The 16,012-nt window shown below is 43.9% G+C and carries 11 protein-coding genes; 2 read left to right on the top strand and 9 right to left on the bottom strand.

The genetic code is table 11. The annotated features are described in order from the left end of the window. Position 1 precedes the first annotated feature (1 nt). The 8 genes from A587_RS0118660 to A587_RS0118625 form a co-directional block, all read right to left on the bottom strand. Complete coding sequence (locus tag A587_RS0118660; RefSeq protein ID WP_017218822.1) at positions 2 to 1,135, bottom strand: hypothetical protein; 1,134 nt, start codon at positions 1,133 to 1,135, stop codon at positions 2 to 4. After that, positions 1,132 to 1,959 carry a hypothetical protein gene (locus A587_RS0118655; RefSeq protein WP_017218821.1) on the bottom strand — a complete coding sequence of 276 codons (828 nt, stop codon included), beginning with the start codon at positions 1,957 to 1,959 and terminating at the stop codon, positions 1,132 to 1,134. The genes A587_RS0118660 and A587_RS0118655 overlap by 4 nt, the downstream gene beginning before the upstream one ends. Beyond that, complete coding sequence (locus A587_RS0118650; RefSeq protein ID WP_017218820.1) at positions 1,959 to 6,278, bottom strand: hypothetical protein; 4,320 nt, start codon at positions 6,276 to 6,278, stop codon at positions 1,959 to 1,961. Before A587_RS0118650 ends, A587_RS0118655 begins: the two co-directional genes overlap by 1 nt. Then, positions 6,278 to 7,648, bottom strand: coding sequence for a hypothetical protein (locus tag A587_RS0118645; protein WP_017218819.1), 1,371 nt, complete (start codon positions 7,646 to 7,648; stop codon positions 6,278 to 6,280). The genes A587_RS0118650 and A587_RS0118645 overlap by 1 nt, the downstream gene beginning before the upstream one ends. After that, the gene (locus A587_RS24220) at positions 7,648 to 9,198 is read right to left on the bottom strand and encodes a restriction endonuclease subunit S (RefSeq protein ID WP_017218818.1); all 1,551 of its coding nucleotides are present in this window, start codon (positions 9,196 to 9,198) and stop codon (positions 7,648 to 7,650) included. The genes A587_RS0118645 and A587_RS24220 overlap by 1 nt, the downstream gene beginning before the upstream one ends. Next, positions 9,198 to 11,321: an HsdM family class I SAM-dependent methyltransferase gene (locus A587_RS0118635; protein WP_017218817.1), complete on the bottom strand. Its 2,124-nt coding sequence runs from the start codon at positions 11,319 to 11,321 to the stop codon at positions 9,198 to 9,200. The genes A587_RS24220 and A587_RS0118635 overlap by 1 nt, the downstream gene beginning before the upstream one ends. Before the next feature lie 90 nt (positions 11,322 to 11,411). Continuing rightward, positions 11,412 to 11,825: a hypothetical protein gene (locus A587_RS0118630; RefSeq protein ID WP_017218816.1), complete on the bottom strand. Its 414-nt coding sequence runs from the start codon at positions 11,823 to 11,825 to the stop codon at positions 11,412 to 11,414. After that, positions 11,815 to 13,320, bottom strand: coding sequence for a hypothetical protein (locus tag A587_RS0118625; protein ID WP_017218815.1), 1,506 nt, complete (start codon positions 13,318 to 13,320; stop codon positions 11,815 to 11,817). Before A587_RS0118625 ends, A587_RS0118630 begins: the two co-directional genes overlap by 11 nt. 262 nt (positions 13,321 to 13,582) lie before the next feature. Between A587_RS0118625 and A587_RS0118615 the strand changes: the two genes are divergently transcribed. Further along, positions 13,583 to 15,244, top strand: a complete 1,662-nt coding sequence (locus tag A587_RS0118615; protein WP_017218813.1) for a TIGR04141 family sporadically distributed protein — start codon at positions 13,583 to 13,585, stop codon at positions 15,242 to 15,244. Between the two features lie 53 nt (positions 15,245 to 15,297). Here A587_RS0118615 and A587_RS0118610 read toward each other — a convergent pair whose 3' ends face one another. Continuing rightward, entirely contained in the window at positions 15,298 to 15,477 is a 180-nt protein-coding gene (locus tag A587_RS0118610) for an AlpA family phage regulatory protein (RefSeq protein ID WP_026001056.1), read from the bottom strand. A gap of 92 nt (positions 15,478 to 15,569) precedes the next feature. Between A587_RS0118610 and A587_RS0118605 the strand changes: the two genes are divergently transcribed. Then, positions 15,570 to 16,012: transposase (locus A587_RS0118605; protein ID WP_017218811.1), on the top strand; the 443-nt coding region annotated here is incomplete at its 3' end.

Below are 16,012 nucleotides of genomic sequence, written 5' to 3'. Positions count from 1 at the left end.
TTTATTCCTCGTCCAACCCAGATAACCAGGTATCTTCTACATCGTTATTCTTGATTGCATCGCTTAACCCCTGACGGTAATACGCTGCAAACTGGTCAAGCATTTTCAATTGCTGCATCGCTAAAAGTTGTGGTAATGGCTTCAACTTGCTTTGCCCTTGGATATCTAAAGCCATCAGTTTCCAAGCAACTGCATCAAGCTTTTTGGTGTCCCAGTCTTGAGCTTCACCCGCAAGCTGTACCATTTGAATTTGACTGGTGTGTCCGCCTCGATAGTGAAAGCCAATAACACCAGCATCTACTGCTTCAGCTGGCTCCATTCTTGAACGGTTCTCTGTCATCCTAAATGCCATCGTGCGCGTAAACGCTCCCAAAATGCCATGAATGAAACGCTTATCACCAATACCTGCTAAGCGAGACTCTAAGTCTGCAAGCTTATCCAAATTTTGCTGCACGAGCTCATCTGTCGTTAACAAGTGCTTGCGACCTTCTTCTGTACGTAAATCTTGCTTAGCAATGTTAACGATGGCACTAAATCTTTCTGATACAATACTCGCTAATACGGGCCCTTGAGGGTTCCACGGGAACAATTGCTCTCGATAGCTGGACCAGAATTGAGCTATCACATTTTTTGTACGCTGGTACTCCTCAACGTGTTTTACATTTCGATCTAATGGCGTCATTGCCCTATCCAAAAATAGGGGCGTATCCAATAGAATTAATTGACTAGGGTTCCCTTGCTGTAGCTGCTTCTCGACCAATTGATAAGCTTGGCGAATTTCCACCAAATCTAGACGCTTTCGTTGCGCTTCAAAATCGATATCATCCAACTCTGATACAGAATCGTTACTACCGGTCCCCACTTGGTTTTGTTCGATACACATATCTATGCGAACCGCACCAGACGCGTATATATAGCCGCCTAAAGCATTCTTAATACAGGAATGCGTGGCGATACCTGATACCGTCAAGTCAATAACCTTTGGCCGTTCAACACGCTTTACGAGACCAGCACTTTTGAACAATGGTGCAACGGCAAGCACATCTCTGATTTGTTGTAACAATCGCCCTGCACTTCCCGGCAGACGGATTTGTGACTCAACCGCCAAAGATTGCGCTAAGTTTTGTTTTCTCATCGTGTTGCATCCTTTAGCTGTTCTGCGTAAAGCCAGTAAGCACTGTCTTTGAGTATTTCTAACCCCTCAGTGGTTAGCCCACTCTCGTTTACATATCCAATTGCTAACAATCGAGAAAAACCCTCATCCATTTCATTCTCTGTAAGCTGAAAAACTGGAAATGCTTGATTAGACAGATAGGCATTCAGTTCACTCGCAGAGATCGTCTGCCATGCGTAAATACATGCCATGATCGAGTAATCGGTCGCTACTAACTGGGTTGGTTCATTGTCGGCGTCAGTCTCGATAGCATCTGGTGTTCCCGCTAACCGGTCAAAGAACGCAAACCATTCCCGTACTAACTCAGTTTCATCAATTAATGAGATTGACCATAATGGCAAACAAGTAACTGCAAACATTCCCGAGGCAGCATGATGCTTTAGGTAGCGAGTGTTCGACGCAGAAGCGCCCCAAAGATGACCCTGTGAACGCTCACAAACACCTTGTCTACCTTCAATCTGCTGAGTTACCTCGGCCTCTAATAGTCTCGCCAATGGCGAATCAATAGAAGGCACTTCCTCACTGAAGCCAATCTGCCAGTCTATATCCTCATCAATCATTCCGGAGGAATAAGGGGGAAGCAACATCAACGTTCGTCCAGACAGCAACGCCCAATCGCGCCACTCTCTCTTCTTAGCAGCCTCAAGTTTTTGAAAGTCTTTACCTAACATCAATACGCAACCTTGATGTGGCAATGTTTCAGTAACTGGCTCCGCTTCAATAAGCGAACTTAAAAACCGTCCTCTGCGATGATTAGTAAGTGAAAGTGCTAAATAGAAAATCATTAAGCTCCTCCAAAGGTGATTTGAAGTTTAATGATTCCTTTGTCCACTAATTCACTTTGCTCTCGAGAAGTAAGATTCGGCTCTGAATTGCTGAGCATGAGCGAAGAAATTTCTACCCAACGATCAACTGAGATTGAGGTCCCCTGCAGCGCTTGCTCCGCGAGCTCGCGCCAAGCGCGATGGCGGCACTCCAGCTCAATAGCCAATTCAGGCAGCGATAGGTTAGCGACCTCTTCATCTTTAATCGTCGAAAGCGCAGGGTTACCTAACGCGATTAAAAGCGGTGTCACTTCCGGCCTTAGGGTTCGATTAGCCTTCTCAATCAGCCCATTGCGATAACTTTTTACTGCAGACTCAACACTATTCACTTTACCCATTAATACACCAAGCTGTGCAGTAATAGGCTTCATGAGTTTTACAGGTACATCTTTAATCGCTGAGAATTGCCCTGTTCGAGCGTCGGTTGCAAACTTCTCTCTGAATAGATCAACTTCTTCGTCAAGGTCCTGTAATGCATCTTCGATATCACGTAGAGATTCTTGATACATTAGAATTTTTTTAGGGTGATCAACCTCTGGGTAATCAACAGGTAACATGTCACCAAGCTGAAACTTAAGAGCAGAAAGCTTATTATCCAATTTGCCAAAATCAGCCTTTGTGTCTGCGAACATTTTAAGCAAGCTACGGTACGCCTGTACGATGTAGCCGCTAATATCGTCAAAGCTTCTTTGGCTGCCACTTCGGATGTCAACACCCACCTCTTTGGCCAAATCATCCAAACGACTAGAAACTTTATCTAATTGCAATGTGCGTAAGTAGAAGTTAAGCGTCTCTGTGGAGCCCTGATACTCTATTCGCTGTGTTTCAGTGACTTGTGACTGCTTAATTGCACCCTGAAGTATGTTGCTAATTGTTCCCAAAGAGAGCGTAAATAGCTTGCTTGGGAAAGGGGCTTGAGCTGCTGGCTCATCACTGATGTTCGATATAACATTGTCACACGCAACTTCGATTCGTTGCGCTGCTGTTTGTACAAACTGAGCAAACTGATATGCCTGTTCAATACGCGAATAAAGCGAACGAGAGTCGTCTTCCAATCGAATCCGTTGCTCCAAACGTAAGTCCGCGCTCGTCTCATGGATATCTCGCACTGCACGAATATGGTTAAGTACCTGATAACGTAAACGCAGCAGCTCTGGAAATGCCTCAACAACAGCGCATAGCTCTGATTTAAGATTTGTTTCCTTGTCGCTAATCTGAACCACCAGCTCAACTGCCGCTTCCAAATGATTATGTGCTTTGGTGGTTTCAGTTCCATGCTTGCCCTGCATGCCGGCAAACAAGCCTGGGATCTTATCCTCTCCGAACACTTCTCTTAATGCTTCCACTCGCCCTTGATAGCTATCCACGCCTTTGCCATCAAACCAAGCTTTAGCAAAACCTAGCTCGCCATCTTCAATATCCGCGCGAGTAACCGGTAACCATTTTTCTTTTCTAGCTTGGCGATCTTCTATCTTCGCTAAGTTCAGTTGGCTGCAAAGCCACATCCAATCACTGAATACCGCTTTAGAAGATAAGCCTTGACTCGCTGGGGACCACAAATATCCCCAATACCACTTCTCTTGAGCGTCGTCCAATGTCCATGATTTGGCTTTTTTCGGGTTCGCTATCTCTGCCAAAAATGCAGGTACACGGGCCTGTGCCTGTGCAGGATGCTCAATGTCGCTAAAAAGACCAGCATGTTCGTTTGACTGATAGCCGCTTTGTAACACTTTACCGTTTAGTGATAAACGGCTGAACACCGCTCGAATATCTGCCGCATCAACTCCATGCTCAGGCAAAATATCATTCAAGCTATTGACGTTGTTATCTTGGACCAGGAGTAAATGCCAAGCCTTAAAAAGCTTATTGCGATCATCATCATTAATACGCCCCGAAGGCTTAAGAGGCCAAGCGATCAAGCCACGATCATTTAGCCACTGTCGCCACTCATGAATTCGACTGTAGGTATAATCACGAATATTGTTTAAACGGTTCTTGAACTTTGAGGTAAACACCTGCTCATTAAGCTCAAAGCCCTCTTGCAGGCGTTGGTCGACACCAATTCTTTCAATCACATCAATTTCACTGGTGTTGAGATAATAGAGTAAGATGTTCTCTTTCAAATCGTCTTTAACACTGCCCTTGGCATAATCGTCCATCACCCCAATCGAGCCGGTGAATGCAACAACAGGTACACGCCCAATTGCCGCATATTGGCCTGTTATTTCATCGTTTAGACGTGTGAGTTCATCTTTACTATCTACCCAAGCAAACGCGGCTTTGCCCTGAGGATGAAGCTTTAAGCCCTCACAATACTGCAATCCAGAGCTTGCGCCTCGCCCTCCGCCCGCTTTAGTAAATTGGATAGCCAAGTTTTGCTTACTAACAAAGGCTTCTTGGTTGTAGTTCCAATCTCGATCCAATAAGCGAAATAACCCCAACAATCGAGTACGACGCCTTACAAGTGGTGAACGCTCCCATTCAGCCTTAAGCGCTGACATCGCTTTTTCATGACCGTCGGCATAGCCTACTTCACGGAAAATCATTGAGTTTTGTTGTTGAGAGCGATAACGCATGTCCAAACGAAGCAGCATCGCCACACTCGGGCCGATATGGGTTTTGTCTTCATCGTCTAACTGTTGTACATCACCAAAGAAACGTTTCCAAAGTGCGTCAGCAGCAAATTCTGCAGCGGGGTGACTGTATAGCAGACTGATCAAGTGACGGAATTCTTGAACGTCTAGCGGTAGAAGAAAGGTATTTTCATCACCTGTTTCGTTAATAGCAAACGTGCGTAAATTCTGACGTAGGGCCTGAAGGTTGAGGCCTTGATCTACGCTTGGATAGAACCACTCATCACGATCACGGCGGAATTTTCCATCTTGCAATGCTTGGCGGCAATCAAGCATCGACCAATCAACTTTACGATATAAGCTGACGATAGGCTCATCATATTCATTTTTCAGTGGCAATAACGCCAACAAATGTTGATGATCGACATCTAGCGCCATAGGTAATTGAGCAAACAACAAATGACGTGCTTGTTTAAGAAGGGCTTTGTCCTCGGTTTGGATTCCACCAATCACATTATGATCCAAAACATGGCCAGAGATCCGCCCTGAATTTTGCAGGACTTGATCAAATAACTCCCCCACATTGCTAAACGCTTGGCTATTCCCTGCGAGCTTATCTAGCTCAACATCAATATTAGCCATCACCACGTTGAACCAACCAAAGTTAGCACCGCTCATGGCATAAGCTGCTTCAACTAGACCTATCGGATATTGATGACGTAGCTTGTTACCCTCTTGCAGCTTAGCGACATAATCTGATACATCAGCAAAGGCATTATTTTCGAGTTCGACTAGCTCAAAACGACGCGCCGTCGATTGAATTTCACGCAGCTGCTGCCCCAATAACGGGGAACAAAGCGCTACATAGCGCAACCATGGCAACTTACGACGTGGATCTTCTTCTTTAATCGCTTTACCAATCAGACGAATGGCTTCTCCATCCAGTTGACAAGCATCATCCCTATCAATGCCGTAAGTAGCGGCCTCTGCCACTGTCTCTAGCTCATCAAGCACAATCAAGATGTATTGGATACCAAACTGCTGAAGGTATTGGTAAGCCGAATCAACCAACTGAGTTACTGTAATAGTGTTGCCATTCTCATCTTGAGCTTGATCGTAATACAGCTCCTCATCAGAAAAAGCGCGATCAAGCATTAACCGATTCGCTAACTCTGAAGTTTCAAAACCAAACGGCTCAATACGTTGCAGTGCCTGTTTAGCGATACTTGATTGAATAGAGCCATCAAATTGCTTAGTCGCCAATGGGATCAACGCTTGATATAAACCATAGGCAAACCAGTTATCGGTGTTTTGAAACTTTGACACAATTTGCGAGTAGCGAATATATAAGCCTAAGTATTCGTCTCGCTTATTCTCATCATCAAAGAGTTCAGCGTTTTCTAGCTCACCGCTGCCATTGCGCACGTACCAACCTTTAGAGCAATCATTGATCTGTGCAATTAACTCATAACCCAAACGAGACTTACCTCGGCCCCACTCGCCTTCAACGGCAAACACGTGAGCGAATTTATCGTCTTCATGGTCAATAGTTTTAATAAACGTACGATAACGATTAAAGAATTTACTTTGCCCAACAAGCGGGTCTTTTGACGGATAATCCGAAACACCTGTTGCCGCCCAGTTATGTTGTTCTGTCAGCGCTTTCCAAACATCTTGAGATTCATTGATAGTATTATTTTTTGTCATTATGTTACATCCTTTAAAAACTGCGCTGAGGTATTACTCGTATTTGTTGAATGGGCTGTGCTGATAAGCGACTCTTGCTCTTGGCGCCAACGCAAAGCCTGGGTACGAATCGCCTCTCGCAATTTTTTTCCGTACAGGGCAAAAGCGCGTTGGCCTTTCATGCGATAACAGGCATCAGCAAACTGTGGGTTAATTTGGTAATAATCCAGCTCACCGCTTATGCCGTCTCGATGTTGCCAAACTTGGCGTTTAATCAATAGCTCAATCACATCGCCAAGCTGTTGGTCAAGCTCTTGAGTGCTGATAGCAGCCGGGAATAACGCCATAGATAATTCAGCCAAGATCCGCGAAACAAACTGAGCCAAGCTGCCACAAAGCACCTCATCGCCATCTCGGTTTAGCACCAACACCTGCACCAAACTGGGTTTATAGCCACTTTGACCAGCGGGCAATTCAAGCATTAAACCGCCCAGCCCTTCACTTGACCATATATCCTGCTCATAGGTGATCGCCGCGAGCAGCAATGCCCAAGGCGAACTAAGCACCCAATCGAGCGCTAAATCACTTCGGGTCTTAGTTGCATCTAGGGGGAGATTATCAAACGCATGTTGGTCAAAATCATATTGCCCTATCTTTTGCTGCCCAAGCTCATGATGATCACTGTCATCTGATTGACTGGTCTCGGTTGAACGAGAAGATGAAGAGAGCGAAACTAACAGATATGGGTTGTATTTAACCTTGGCTTTAGGCACCGGTAACAAACGTCCCTTTACCCAATCAATATCTGGACGCTGGCCTTGTAATGCGGTTGATGCAATCACGGGCAAGGCTCGTCCGCGCCATAGGCTCAGCTGATAAGCGGTGGTTAATATGCGTGTTAAAATAGGTAGTGCACTAATACTGTCTGCTTGGGTACCCAATAGCTCACGTTCAATCACGCTATAGGGTGTCGCGCTCAAAGAGGCCTTAGCAAGTGAAGCCTCTACCCACTCGCTGGCGGCGCCAAGCTGGTGGATACGCTCTACCAACTGCAGTGGGTCACTCAGCTCAGACGCCTCTTGGCAGCGTGCCGCCATCAGGTTTAACCAAGGCTGACGGAACCGGCAGTCACTCGCGAGCACAGCGGCCACTAGCTGCGAGCTTGAACCAAGTTCGGTCACACCATCAAGTAACCGCTGACTGGCTACCCAATGTTTGCCATCATCACACGGGTAAGCCAAGCCAGTTAGCAACTCGCGAACGGCTTTGTCTTGAATAATGGCGCAACCACTCTCCAACAAACGTTCTAACGGCCTGACCACGCTAGCCAACAAGAAATTTTCGTTTTGCAGCAATTCGTCACTCAAGACGTGTGATGATGGCTGTTCCATTAGGCCTCCGCCATCGCATCGTCAAGCGCTTGTTTAGCTTGCTCAAGCAGCTCGTATAGCTGATCAATATCGTCAAACAGTGGATCACCTTCACCATCAATGCCCTCTGCTGTCATACGCTCAAGTAACGCACGATCGAGTGATTTATCGCTTGCTTCTAGTGCTTGCTGAGCGGAAACTATTTCAGCTTCACTCACAATCCCTTCTATGAGGTTTTCTACCAAGTGTTTAGCTAGATTGGTTAGCTTGTACGACAATCTTATTGAATATCTAGCATTTGATAGTTTATTAGCCAGCTCATCTTCTAGACTGTCATTCAACCGAGGAATCAATACCTTTGCGAGATCCGTTAATGAAGTGTGTTCTACCGTAGTCTTCACAGCCCACTGATTTAACTGAAGCTGTCCTTCAGGACGATTTAACCAATGAGTTAGTAACTCCGAACGAATTCCGTTGACTGCAAGCATTGCTACACGCTGGTTAATCAACATTGGTAACTCTTCAGGGATACAAAATTGGGCTTTAAAGTAGCCATCCATCCCTAAGACAATCATCCCTTCTTTTGCATGGTAGTTTGCAGCTTCATCATAAGTATGCTGAGTGATACCAGTATCTAAACCTTTAAAACCCTCCTCAGCAATATTCCGAATTCTGACTAGTGGGATAGCAAAGCTTTCTTCAACAAAGTCATTGCTTGATACTGGATAACCGGATGAAAAAGTCACTAATGTCGATATTTTGTCATGGTCTAATGATTCAATACTGTCGACTAAATCAACAACATTGGATCTATAAGGCCTAGGGTCTAGTCGATCACCCAAGATCGATTTCTTTGCGTAACTAAACATGTCAGGTTTAGCATGTATGGGTAATACTAAATCGTCGAGCACAGAATTTACATCAGCTTTAAGCTGCTTCGCCCAAGACCTCAGACGCTCTGCTTGGCGGACTTTTTCACCGATGTATTTTTGAGCGTCAGGCTTTGGAAAAAACAGTGGTACGGCTTTTATATGCTCATTAGACAAGTTTAACTGGCCCGTAGAGCCAGAAATCCCACTTTCTAGTAGCCTTTCGCCAAAATAGCTTTTTAAATAAGAGCAAACATAATGGCTATCAGCCGAAGACGGCCTGACAATGAACAAATGATCATTCACATACGCTTCTTCTGTATAAGGATATACAGATGCTCGTCCAATAGTCCCCGAGCCCGATCGAGTAATAACAACGTCGCCATATACTAGTTTTTGGTTTTGTATCTCTGCTTTTGTTGATGGTTCTATCCAATCAACCTCTTCAGCTGACACTAACATGCTATTAGTGTTTCTAGGCTTAATACAAATCAAACCTGTATTCTTTGTGTATATAGGAGACTTACCTTGACGAATAGGCTTGGAGCATACGCTTTGCAAACTGACATGATTTAAAGCGAGAACCTTGTGCTTTACATCAGTAATTTCAGGCCGATATGTCTGTGCCGTTAAGAAATCTTGAAGATCCTTAACTGATATTCTATTGATATGAAAGTTTTCTCGAAGCGTATCAACACTCATCACTCACCTCGCTTATAAGCAGCGACGATTGGGTCCAAGTCATTACTTACACCTGCGGCATAGTCTTCAATATTGTTCTTCACCAAGTAACCTAGGGTTTCTGCCACCGCCATAAAAACATCGGTTTGTGGCTCTGGTAAAAACTGCTCTGGGTGCTTTTCGCTTGCAGGGCGCTTTTGTAAATAAAGGATTGAGGTTTTTGCACCTGTGCCAGAAAGCTTAAAGGTATCGGATGGTAGTGACACCACAGCTTTGACAATGGCTTTACCGCCGCTGAATTCACCGGTTTTTTCATCTTTTTTGCCCATGATGTATTCACGAACATAACGGTCACCCGAGTTACACAAGATTCCGTCTGGCAATACAATCATTAAACGGCCACCCGGTTTAAGTAGCTGCAAACAGCGATCGATAAACAGCACGGCAGGGTCAATCGAGCCACCTTTAACTGGCTTCCATTCGCCATTTTTGCTTGGCTTGCTGCCCAAAGCTAAACCAGACACCGTTGGGAGCAGCTCATATTTCGCTTTCTTGCCAGTAGAAACATTACGCAAATCTGTTCGAAAACCTGCCCAAACTGGTGAGCCATCTTCGTTTAGTTCCAGTGGACCTGTGTCTTCCCACGTCATTTTGGTGTAATCGTAGTATGCGTTGTAGGAATCGACGACCTCTTCAGCTGGGCGGAATCCACCTAACACTTGTTCCATATCCGCTTCATACGCTTTTTTCGACTCTTTACCACGTTTATCAGATTTAAACTTCGGAGTACCAAATGGCGGGTTGGTACAGATCAAATCAAAGCTATTGGGCTTTAGCGACGGCGTGGTTAGTGAGTTACCGGTATAGAAGATTTTTGCTTTCGGTGCACCTTGTAGTGCCATATTTACACGTGCCAGCATCACCATACGCGGCGCAGCATCGGCACCCACAAAGCCATTTTCCAGTAAGTGGTTAAATTGCTGTTCGCGCTCTTGGTCTGAGAGACCTGCTACCGTGTGAAGGAAGTTTTTTACGCGGCTTAACGCGACAGAACCAAAGCCGTAAGAACCACACGTTGGGTCGCAAAAGCGGAACTGACCAGAGGTGATTTGCGCGACGGCATTAGTATCGTTTTCGATGTCATGGAAAACCATATCCAGCATCGCATCTTTCACTGGCTTTGGTGTTAGGTAAATGCCCAAACCCCCTTTGGATTCAAAGTTTGCGCGCAGGAATACATCGAATACACGACCAAGGAAATCAGCCGATACATCGGCCAATGTGCCTTGGCGAGTTTCACCGTTTTTCTCATCGGTGAATGGTCCTAGGTCTTGAATCGCTTTTAACAGAGTTTCGTAGTTGCGTGGCTTTTCTAGGCGAAGGTGAGTTTTTTCATCAAAGATCGGGTTCGCTTCACCTGCATCATTAACGACGACATAGTCTGGGTGCAGTTTGAAATGGTCAAATGCAGCCTGGATCAGCTCAACAGCAGCTTCACTATGTGCTTGTACATATTGGTAAGTAAAGATTTCTGGTAGCTGATACGCCTTGCCATTGTGCTCAAAACCAAGGTCACTACCTGATTTGTGGTGCACTCGGAATGATTCTAAGAACAGAACCTTCGCTACTTCCTCAATAATGTCGTTTTTGTCAGACACCTTATCTTTAACGGTTTGATAAACCTGTTCATGAAAGGCGTCAAGGTCTTGCATTAGGTTACGGTATACCATAGCTGACCAAGCCAAGTTTTGCTCTCCACTCAAGCGTTCGTAATCGCGAATAAGCTCAATGCCTGGAATTTCAGGTACCGCTTGGCTAAAGCCTTTAAACTCGTAGCTACGCTGGTTGTTCGCATCTGCCAAACAGATAAATGCAGGCCATTGGCTATCGTCACCTAGCATGTCGTTTTCACCCAATAGTTCAAATACCAATGCATCTAATCTTTCTGGCTCTGAGTAATGCCAGTTCCCCTCTGCAAGGATCAGCAGCAAGATTTTCGGCGTTTGATTACCTTCAACAACACCCCATACAAGCTCTGCTTGATGAAAGTCTTGTGTAGCCTCTAACGGTAACGACTCACTAAATTGACGAAACTGTTTGCGAACTGATGTATAAATTGGGGCTAGTTCTGTAGCATTACTCATTATTCTTTTCCTAATACATGCCTCTTTCTTAGAGGCTATCTATTGAGCCAAGCTCAATATTCGAATTGATTTACAACAAGACAGGGCTAATCAAGCAAGCTTAATTAAGGGCCCCATCATGGTTAATTTGGGGTGTTCTTGCACCGCGCTTTTCAGCATGCCCTCTGTGGCGACGATATGGCTGGGCAGCTTACTGAGCGCTAGCTTTACCGGTAACGGGCGCTTCAGCTCAACGACCAAATCTAGCAAGATGTCTCCTAAGTTTTGGCTACTGTTATCCGCCGTAGATCTCCCTTCGGTTCGAAGAGAAAATAGGCCCGAATTCGCCTCTCTCACTACTGCTGACTGGCAGTTTAGCCATAACGACAACTGACTCTTCTGCCAGCCTAACTCTTGCCAAATATGGCTTTGTTTTGACCAGATATCGTTAAGAGCTTGTGGTTGACTCGTCAGGCCATTAAGGGTCTGTTGCAGTGCTTGCCGTAACTCAATGTCAGTTAACATGATTCACCTCGTCTAGATTTGGATGAACACTGCTATACACTTGTGCCATATGTCTTTTTATCTGTTCCATCTCTGCAAGTGCTTGGCTTTGCTTTCTCAAGATATTGTCCAATTCATTATGCCAACGTGTCGCCAATTCACTGGTTAACGGTGGAAACGTCACCTTGGCAAGATCGGATAAGTTTATAAAAGCTTGCACACTACCACTGACTAACTGGGCCATTTGCCATTTGATTAGCGGCGTTTCCAACAGCAAGGTGTACGCCCCTGCATACTGGTGGAAAAACAGCGTTGCCAAATGCTCACTTGCCAGCGTATCTTGAGGCAAATTCTCGTTTATCCACAATACTTTACTTTCTCGCGCAAATGTTGAGAGCAGCACATCATTTTTTTGTACTAAACGCTTTTTAACTCGGCTGAGCTTGGCTATTTCGTCATGGTTTGAGTCGACCAGGGTAAGGTCATCAGACACTCGAAAGTTCGGCTTTAAATCTTTAATTTTAAGTAACTGATACCGTTCTGGCAGTACGTGCTCTTGTTTCGGTTCAATAACAGCAAGTTCAGATAGATATTGGCCGCCGTTAGCGGATAGTTGATGGGTTACTTTATTGTGCTCTGAGTAACCAAAATCTAAACGTTCACTTAAGTCTTCAGATTTGAACCATGCCGTCTTTACCCTATTCTCATTCCACGAGATGGATAAGTTATCTAAGAAATCAGTTAACCAGGCTGAAACCTGTTCGCGCAGGTCTCGCAGCGACATTTGACTAAAGTAAAGCCGTTCTAAACACGAAAGGTAGTGCTCAGAAAGAGGAGTAAATTCATCAGGGGTTGGCGCTAAAGGCATATTCTTTAACTGCGACAGGCCCACACGAACCAGCTCGTCTTTTCGAATTCTGTTCTCTAGGTAGTCAACGTATAGAGGTTGCTGCAAGCAATAGGTTAACCAAAGCGCATCTTGGCGGTTTAAGCCACGCACGATTGCCATGTTAGCATCAATCGGATGCTGTCGATCAAACTCTGAAACATAAGCTGCAGATGCACTGCCGACCCTGCGCACTACAACATCAGAAGGCTTAACGCAAGACTCGAATGAAAGTATCGGTGTTTGGTACTGACTACTCTCCGGATTCAACCTCATGTCAGCAACATGCCTCATTCGGTAATAGCGCTCTCCCACCAGAGTAGTTTCAATATCTATCGCTAGCTTCCTTGTTTTCTCATCAACCAACTTTGGCTGGTATTTGAGGGTTATAGGATCTCTTTTACTGGTATCCAGCAAAGAAACATTTGCCATATACCACTCTGATTCTGGGCTTTCGCTAAATCGCCAACCATCAACAAACTTGACTTTATGGTCCTTCAACTGTGCCCATTGTTTTTGTTTTGCAAGCACGGGAAGAATAGCCGCAGTTGACAGGTGATAATCAGCCCGCCAGTCCGTCGCCTCTTCAAACTCTTCTTTTGGTATTTTTTTAATACTAACGGCCTGCATAGTGCCCCCGATGCTTTTCTTATTTTATGTACCTTAGTCGAACCGTCTGAAAAAATCAACAAGTTAATATGCGAGTCAAAAGCGATAAACAAAAAACCAACCATAAAACAATCGAAAATTTCATTTTGCGAGTTCAAAGCGAAAAAATAAAAATATTTCAAATTCACTGTTGACAGAATGCACAATCATGTTCAGTATACAAATGACATCGCAAACTTGCGAGTCCAAAGCGAAAATAAATTCATTATTAGAAGGAGCAGCCATGCTTAAAGTTACACCATTATCGATATACCTACTAAAATCTGAAGAGAGCTCAAATACTTCAGTAATCAAACTTAATGATGCGAAAAGCCATAATGTTGAGATAGAAGGGACCACCAGTACATTACATGTTCAAATCCCTACTTCTAATCCCCCTGCTTTTGCAGGACTATTTCATGCAGACAATCAGTTAAATGATGTCGATTTTGGCACTAATCAATCAACAGGAGCTGTATTAGAGGTACGCCACGCAGGCAAGACTTTTTTCATAGCCTTTGGAACTGGCTATCACATGCTAGAAATGAGTTGCATGGTTCCAGACTTCGGATTAAGAACAGCCCTTAACCTTGTAGAGCGTAAAGATATCCGCGGTATTGATACAGCATCAAATAAACACACTCCACTGAACAACCGTATTCAAAGCGGTTTAGGTATTGAAGTATCTGATTTTCCAATTGACATAGACGAAGATTTCCTGTCTGCAATCGAAGGAGCCAGTAGTGAAAAAATATTTGGTTCTCGTGTAGCAGGCCGAAGAAAGGCTCTACGAATCAACTATAAAGGGACCTTAAATGACCTTCCATCGCTATTGCTTCGAGCATATTTAAAATATTGTGAGGAATTACCTAATGAATTTAAATGGGTGGACAATATTCGCGAAGTGACTGAAAGCTCAGTCACTACTTCTCTAGATATTGAGCTCATAAAGTGTTTAGTCAATTTATATAAAAACGGACCAACAACAGGCGATAACCTAATGCTAATCGCTCCTGAAGTATATGAATCAGAGCAGATCACAGGCTTTAGCTATGGGGCAAGAAATAAGGAGCGCTCGGATCTTTTATGTTTGGAGCGATACTTAAGCTACATAATGCAAAAAGAGAATCAATTAAACCTCAAGCATTTACAGGTTGCCCATAAAATATATGCTAAAGATGATAATCACAAAACCTTAAAAAGATGGTCTGGCTACGAATGTATTTACTGTGAGCTTATTCACAACGGTAAACACTATGAACTACGAGCTGGTGTATGGTATGAAATAAATACTGACTTCGTTAAAGAAATCAATACCGTTATGGGGAGAATACCTATTTATCCAGTAGCTTTACCTGAATACAACCATGATTCAGAAGGTGATTACAATAAAGATGTAGCTGCTAATGACACAAATATTGAATGCTTAGATACCAAAAATATCTATATTGGTGGTGGACAAAGTCGATTTGAATTCTGTGATTTAGTAAATTTAAACAATGGCCATGACAAGTTAACCGATTTAATTCATGTGAAGCATTATACTTCGTCGGCAACTTTGAGCCACCTGTTCAGTCAAGGTATTGTTTCAGCTGAAATATTTAGGGCTAGCGAAGTAGCTCGTCAAAAATTATATACAAACCACCCTGGTGTTATGCCGCTAACAGATCCAGAGGCTATGCCTGATACAGGTAAGTATCGAGTGGTTTATGCTATCTATGATATTGCAGAACTACCAACAAAATTGCCATTTTTCTCTAAGGTTAATTTGAAAAACGCTTACAACAGATTGAAGGTTTTAGGTTATGAAGTAGCATTAGCTCATATCGAGGTTTCACGCTCAAAAATAATTAAGAGGAAATGTAAAAAACAAGCAAACAAAAAGCGAGTAAGCGCGGCAGCTTAACAGAAGTTAATCTAGGGGATTTGGGCTTAATTTAAGATTGTTAAGCCCCCTTATTAATTTGCATCTCTAGCCGCCGTTTTTTTTACCAAAATCCAATCTTCTACCTCACCTTCAACCCAAGCTACTGAATTTGCGCCTAATGACACGCTTTTAGGGAATTCGTCTTTAGCCATGAATCTGTAAACAGTTGCTCTGCTTAAGCCTGTGATATTTAGTACTTCTGATAATTTAATTAACCTGAGCTGCGCATAAGAAAATGAACTAAAAGCCCTTGTGGTGATCAGATCTTTCGACCAAGAAACATAAGATTACCAAGGACAAGGGCATGAATAACTTAGACGCAATTTTCGTAGATGTCGATGACTTTTGTTTATTGTTTGAACCTCAGTGGCTGGCACACTTGCTCGAAACAGGTGAAAAGCAGCGTATTAAGCCATCAAGGCTGAGTTCTAGCGAAGTTATGACTATTCTTATCGCCTTTCACCATTCAGGCTTTAGAGATTTTAAAACTTATTACACCAAGTTCGTTTGCCAATATTGGCGGTGTTATTTTCCTGATTTAGTCAGCTACACGCGAATGCTGAAGTTACTACAAACCGTATTACCTGCCCTATGCAGCTATCTAAAACAGCGATTTGCTAAGCCTACTGGGCTCGCATTTATTGACTCAACATCGCTGAAAGTTTGCCACAACATGCGTATCCCTCGTCATCAAGTATTTTCAGATGTTGCGAAGCGAGGCAAAGGGTCTATGGGGTGGTTCTATGG

It is taken from the genome of Pseudoalteromonas sp. NJ631, assembly GCF_000276645.1.
Taxonomy (GTDB): Bacteria; Pseudomonadota; Gammaproteobacteria; order Enterobacterales; family Alteromonadaceae; genus Pseudoalteromonas; species Pseudoalteromonas piscicida.
The sequence above is the reverse complement of the archived record's forward strand: the minus strand, read 5'-3'. Positions and strand labels throughout refer to the sequence as shown.

Excerpts from the sequence above, each read along its gene's own strand:
- A587_RS0118660 (WP_017218822.1), bottom strand. The coding sequence starts at position 1,135 with ATGAGAAAACAAAACTTAGCGCAATCTTTGGCGGTTGAGTCACAAATC.
- A587_RS0118655 (WP_017218821.1), bottom strand. The coding sequence starts at position 1,959 with ATGATTTTCTATTTAGCACTTTCACTTACTAATCATCGCAGAGGACGG.
- A587_RS0118650 (WP_017218820.1), bottom strand. The coding sequence starts at position 6,278 with ATGACAAAAAATAATACTATCAATGAATCTCAAGATGTTTGGAAAGCG.
- A587_RS0118645 (WP_017218819.1), bottom strand. The coding sequence starts at position 7,648 with ATGGAACAGCCATCATCACACGTCTTGAGTGACGAATTGCTGCAAAAC.
- A587_RS24220 (WP_017218818.1), bottom strand. The coding sequence starts at position 9,198 with ATGAGTGTTGATACGCTTCGAGAAAACTTTCATATCAATAGAATATCA.
- A587_RS0118635 (WP_017218817.1), bottom strand. The coding sequence starts at position 11,321 with ATGAGTAATGCTACAGAACTAGCCCCAATTTATACATCAGTTCGCAAA.
- A587_RS0118630 (WP_017218816.1), bottom strand. The coding sequence starts at position 11,825 with ATGTTAACTGACATTGAGTTACGGCAAGCACTGCAACAGACCCTTAAT.
- A587_RS0118625 (WP_017218815.1), bottom strand. The coding sequence starts at position 13,320 with ATGCAGGCCGTTAGTATTAAAAAAATACCAAAAGAAGAGTTTGAAGAG.
- A587_RS0118615 (WP_017218813.1), top strand. The coding sequence starts at position 13,583 with ATGCTTAAAGTTACACCATTATCGATATACCTACTAAAATCTGAAGAG.